We start from the raw sequence: 5120 nt of genomic DNA on the forward strand, positions 1-5120 counted from the left end.
TTCCAAAACAGCCTTTTCGAATACTTGCAGCTGGTCTTGTTTCTCGCCCAGTTCAACATTCTCGAACGGTTCTAATTGGTGGTCTGCCATAAAGTCTCCTTATCGATTAAGTTTTAAATGATATGGTGTGGTATGGTTTGATTCTACCCTTTTATACTTCGTTCGACTACATAAAATTACATTCGAGTGCTTTTTTTGAATTTGTCTGCTAACTTATGTAAAAGCAGCGTATAATCAGCCTATTTGTACAGCAATCATGCCTTATTTCGCCCTGTTTGACGATGCCGTGAGCGGCCGAGCAAAACTCTATCAAAATCATGTAGAAAGCCATCGGTTTTATCATAACGAACTGGATTCGTTAACAAGTATTTTGCAAGCCGGCTGGAAAAAGGGTTTGCATGCAGTGTTGTTTGCAGACTACGAATTCGGATTGCCACTGATGGATATTTCATCCGCGCACAGTGGCAATTTGCGTTTGCACTGGTTTGCCGATTGTTCCGAAATCGATGCCGAAAGCTGGCTGGCCAATCATTTAGACGGCCTGGCGGCAGGCATCTCCACTCCCCGATTCTCCATATCCGAAGCCGATTATCTCGAGCATATCCGCCAAATCCACGAGGCCATCCGCCGTGGCGATACCTATCAAATCAATTACACCGCACGCCTGCACCTGCAAACTTACGGCAATCCGATTCAGCTTTACCGCCGTTTGCGCCAGCCTGTGCCGTATGCTGTTTTGTCTTGTCTGCCCGACGGGGCAGGGCAGGAAGCGTGGACTTTGTGTTTTTCTCCCGAACTTTTCCTCAAAATCGATTCAAACGGCCTGATTACAACCGAGCCGATGAAGGGCACTGCGCCGATTCTTCACGATGGGCAAGATGAACGCCGCGCCGTTGAATTGCAAAACGACCCGAAAAACCGCGCCGAAAATGTGATGATTGTCGATTTGTTGCGCAATGACCTCGGCAAAATCGCGCAAACAGGCAAAGTACGCGTGCCTGAACCGTTTAAAGTTTCCCGTTTCGGCAGTGTTTGGCAGATGACCAGTGCCATCGAAGCGCAGGCGCTGCCTGATGTTTCGGTTGCCGATATTCTCCGCGCAGCCTTCCCGTGCGGCAGTATTACTGGTGCGCCCAAACGCATGAGTATGCACATTATTGAGTCTCTTGAGTCCGAACCGCGTGGTTTGTACACAGGCAGCATTGGCTTTTTGCATCCGTGCGATACAGGTTTGGGGTTTGAAGGTGTGTTTAATGTTGTGATCCGCACCTTATCCCTGAAGCCCGTTTCAGACGGCCTTTATCAAGGTGTTTATGGCGTGGGTTCGGGGATTGTGATTGATAGCGACCCTGAAGCCGAATATCGCGAGTGCGGTTGGAAGGCGCGTTTTCTGAATGACTTGCGGCCTGATTTCGGTATTTTTGAAACCATGCGCGTGGAATACAAACAATGCCGTTTGCTCGATTTGCACTTAGGCCGTCTGAACAGATCGGCACAAGCGCTCAACCTGTCTTGGCCTCAAAATGCAATAGAGCAAATTCAACATTATATAGATGAGTTGCCAAGTGGGTTATTTAGAGTCAAAGCAGCTTTGTTTTCAGACGGCCTTTCATTGAGCCATGGGGCTGTTTCTGAATTGGATGGGCAGCAATACGTCATCCTGAGTGAACACACATTAAACCAACGCGATTATCTACGCCGTTTCAAAACCACACGCCGTGAAATTTTTGACCAAGCATGGAAAACGGCAGAAGGGCAGGGTGCATTTGACAGTCTGTTTTTCAATTCAGACGGCCTTTTGTTAGAGGGTGGAAGAAGCAATGTGTTCGTCAAATATCAAGGACAATGGCTCACGCCGTCTTTGGATTTGGATATTTTGAACGGGGTAATGCGCCAAGCGGTATTGAAGCAGTCTCAGCTATATTTAGGTGCAGATACAATCAAGGAAGCCCACATCACGCGCGCTATATTGGAAAATGCGGAAGAAATCCGTTTGAGTAACGCTTTAAGGGGCGTGTTTGCGGTTTCGCTCCGTAAATAAATGGCAATAGTCAAATCATCGTGATTCAAATTGTCGTAAAGCGGCAATATCCGATAGAATACGTCATTTCAACAATGAGGTCGTCTGAAAGGGAAAACAATATGGCAAAAGCAAAAGGTGGATTGGGACGCGGTTTGGATTCGCTGATTTCCAATGCAGTGGACAGCAGCAGTAGCGACCGCCTGACAACGGTTGCCATCGCCGATATTCAGCCCGGCCGTTATCAGGCGCGTGTGCAAATTGATGACGAAGCTTTGCAGGAATTGGCCGATTCCATTAAAGCGCAAGGCATTATCCAGCCGGTTATCGTACGCGAACGTGGTTTGTCTCAATATGAATTGATTGCCGGAGAACGCCGTTGGCGCGCTTCCCAGTTGGCCGGTTTGACCGAAATTCCCGTCGTCATTAAAACCATCAGCGACGAAACTGCGTTGGCCATGGGTTTGATTGAAAACTTACAACGTGAAAACCTGAATCCGATTGAAGAAGCGCAAGGTTTGAAACGCCTTGCCGATGAATTCGGCCTGACTCATGAAACCATCGCAAAAGCCGTCGGTAAAAGCCGTAGTGCCATCTCCAACAGCCTGCGTCTGTTGAGCCTGCCTGAGCCGGTTCAGGAAATGCTTTACCAACGCCGTCTGGAAATGGGTCATGCCCGCGCGTTGCTGACCTTGCATGTGGTTGACCAATTGGAGTTGGCACAAAAAGCCGTCAAAAACGGTTGGTCGGTACGCGAGGTAGAGCGCCGCAGCCAGTTGGCACATCAAAAAGCCAAACCGGAAGCAACCAAAACCATTAACCCGGATATCCGCCGCATCAATGATGCATTGACCGAGCATTTGGGCGTTAATGCCGAAGTCAAAACCAGTAATCAGAAAAAAGGCAAAATCGTGCTGCATTTTGATACGCCGGAAACATTCGAATATTTGCTGAAGCAGTTAGGCATCAATCAAGCGTTCTAACGGCTTTATAAACAGAACGGGCCGTCTGAAAAAAGCTTTTCAGACGGCCTCAATTTTTGAAAAAGCGTAGAGCGTATAAATGTTTACAATACAAATCAAAATCTTCTGTAAAATCTGTGTAGCAACATGTAATTTGTGTTAAACTCCGTTCCTGCAAAGATTTGTTTTATATGTGTTAATCATTTATCTGTGAAAGGTTCACAAAGATTAACATATTGCTTGACGTTAATAAACTTCTTGATTATATTAATTTACCTTGCGTTTTGGGGTGTGAAGTACAATGAATCAGATAGTCCCATTGCAAGTGATTGTATTGTTAATAATTTCAGTTGTTTGTGCGTTATTTTCCGGATTGCCCGGCTTCCTCTCTGCTTTTGCGGGAGGATTTTCGTACATTTTGCCTACCCTAGTTGCAGTTTTACTTTTAAAGTTTTCCCGACGAAATCCTGATCTGCAAAGTTCGATGTTTATCGGCGGAGAGGTTTTAAAAGTAGTGCTGTCGCTGGTATCTATGTTGGTCGTTTTTGCGATATGGCATCGATCACTGGTATTTTACCCATTTTTATTGGCGTTTCTTGGCGTCAGTCATTTGGTTTTTTTAGTATTGTTGAGAGTGAAACACTATGGCAGGTGAAACTATGACCGCTGCCGACTACATCAAGCACCACTTGCAAAGCTTGACCAGTATGTCGGATGTTACTCAGGGTCAAGGACTGAAAAACATTGCTGATTTTTCGTTCATTAACCTTGATGCAATCTTTTTTGCCGTTCTGTTGGGCGTAATCGGCAGCTTCCTTTTGTGGCGCGGTGCCAAAAAAGCGACGGCCGGTGTTCCCGGTCGTTTCCAAGCGGCTGTTGAAATTCTGTTCGAATTCGTGGATGACATGTGTAAAAGCATTATCCATAACGAACAATCGCGTAAAGCCGTTGCCCCGTTGGGTCTGACCTTATTTGTCTGGATTCTCTTGATGAACGCCATGGATATGCTGCCGGTTGATTTGCTGCCGATGGCATGGCAAGGCATTACCGGTAATCATCATGCCCTGTTGCGCGTCGTGCCGACAGCTGACTTGAATACGACTTTGGCTCTGGCGATTGGCGTATTGCTGATCTGTATTTACTACAATGTCAAAATCAAAGGCCTTGGCGGTTGGATTCACGAGTTGTTCTGCGCACCTTTCGGTCCGTGGCTTGCTCCGGCCAACTTCCTGCTGAACTTGGTAGAGTTCTTGTCCAAAACCGTATCCCACGGTATGCGGTTGTTTGGTAATATGTATGCTGGCGAGCTGGTGTTCCTGTTGATCGCTCTGTTGGGCGGTGCATGGGCGTCAACCGGCAGTGTCGAAACTTTGGATCCGATTTTATTTGTGTTCCACCTGATTGCCGGTTTGGCTTGGGCGATTTTCCACATTTTGGTCATCACCTTGCAGGCATTTATTTTCATGGCGTTGGCGTTCGTATATATCGGACAGGCGCATGATGCACACTAATCAAGTAGTTTTTTTGTAGTTTGTTTTTTGTAGTTTAACCTTTACTATTTTAAGGAGTTTAAAAATGGGTTTGATTGCTATCGCATGTGGTTTGATCGTTGCCTTGGGCGCATTGGGTGCCTCTATCGGTATTGCAATGGTTGGTTCTAAATACTTGGAATCTTCTGCTCGCCAACCTGAGCTGATCGGTCCTCTGCAAACCAAACTGTTCTTGATCGCTGGTCTGATCGACGCGGCTTTCTTGATCGGTGTGGCTATTGCCCTGTTGTTCGCCTTCGTTAACCCGTTTAGTGGTGCGTAATCAAGACGGAGCGATCCGTTCAGATACAGGCTTGCCGTCTGTTTGATTAACCCAGATACGAAGGTTAAGTAACGTGAATATTAATGCAACCTTATTTGCGCAAATCCTAGTTTTCTTTGGCTTGGTATGGTTTACGATGAAATTCGTATGGCCTCCGATCGCCAAAGCATTGGATGAGCGTGCCGCAAAAATCGCCGAAGGCTTGGCTGCTGCCGAGCGCGGTAAGAGCGATTTTGAGCAGGCAGAGAAAAAAGTTGCAGAACTTATGGCCGAAGGGCGTAATCAGGTAACCGAAATGGTTGCCAACGCCGAAAAACGTGCTGCAA

General features: G+C 46.7%; 6 protein-coding genes. All 6 read left to right on the plus strand.

All coding sequences use genetic code 11. The features are described 5' to 3' along the window. Positions 1 to 256 precede the first annotated feature (256 nt). Complete coding sequence (locus tag ACTHUE_RS10625; RefSeq protein WP_004519009.1) at positions 257 to 2041, plus strand: bifunctional chorismate-binding protein/class IV aminotransferase; 1785 nt, start codon at positions 257 to 259, stop codon at positions 2039 to 2041. 101 nt (positions 2042 to 2142) lie between these two features. Further along, on the plus strand, positions 2143 to 3003 hold the full coding sequence (locus tag ACTHUE_RS10630) for a ParB/RepB/Spo0J family partition protein (RefSeq protein ID WP_039861871.1): 861 nt from the start codon (positions 2143 to 2145) through the stop codon (positions 3001 to 3003). 280 nt (positions 3004 to 3283) lie between these two features. Next, a complete protein-coding gene (locus tag ACTHUE_RS10635; RefSeq protein WP_049336018.1) occupies positions 3284 to 3637 on the plus strand; it encodes an ATP synthase subunit I in 354 nt (117 codons plus the stop codon). Beyond that, entirely contained in the window at positions 3627 to 4493 is an 867-nt protein-coding gene (gene atpB, locus ACTHUE_RS10640) for a F0F1 ATP synthase subunit A (protein WP_003748099.1), read from the plus strand. The genes ACTHUE_RS10635 and atpB overlap by 11 nt, the downstream gene beginning before the upstream one ends. Positions 4494 to 4557: 64 nt before the next feature. Next, on the plus strand, positions 4558 to 4794 hold the full coding sequence (gene atpE, locus ACTHUE_RS10645) for a F0F1 ATP synthase subunit C (protein ID WP_004519005.1): 237 nt from the start codon (positions 4558 to 4560) through the stop codon (positions 4792 to 4794). Positions 4795 to 4867: 73 nt separating this feature from the next. Then, positions 4868 to 5120 (plus strand): F0F1 ATP synthase subunit B (gene atpF / locus ACTHUE_RS10650; protein WP_440423436.1); only part of this gene is annotated, 253 nt, incomplete at its 3' end.

The organism is Neisseria sp. P0021.S005 (genome assembly GCF_051956955.1).

Excerpts from the sequence above, each read along its gene's own strand:
- ACTHUE_RS10625 (WP_004519009.1), top strand. The coding sequence starts at position 257 with ATGCCTTATTTCGCCCTGTTTGACGATGCCGTGAGCGGCCGAGCAAAA.
- ACTHUE_RS10630 (WP_039861871.1), top strand. The coding sequence starts at position 2,143 with ATGGCAAAAGCAAAAGGTGGATTGGGACGCGGTTTGGATTCGCTGATT.
- ACTHUE_RS10635 (WP_049336018.1), top strand. The coding sequence starts at position 3,284 with ATGAATCAGATAGTCCCATTGCAAGTGATTGTATTGTTAATAATTTCA.
- atpB (WP_003748099.1), top strand. The coding sequence starts at position 3,627 with ATGGCAGGTGAAACTATGACCGCTGCCGACTACATCAAGCACCACTTG.
- atpE (WP_004519005.1), top strand. The coding sequence starts at position 4,558 with ATGGGTTTGATTGCTATCGCATGTGGTTTGATCGTTGCCTTGGGCGCA.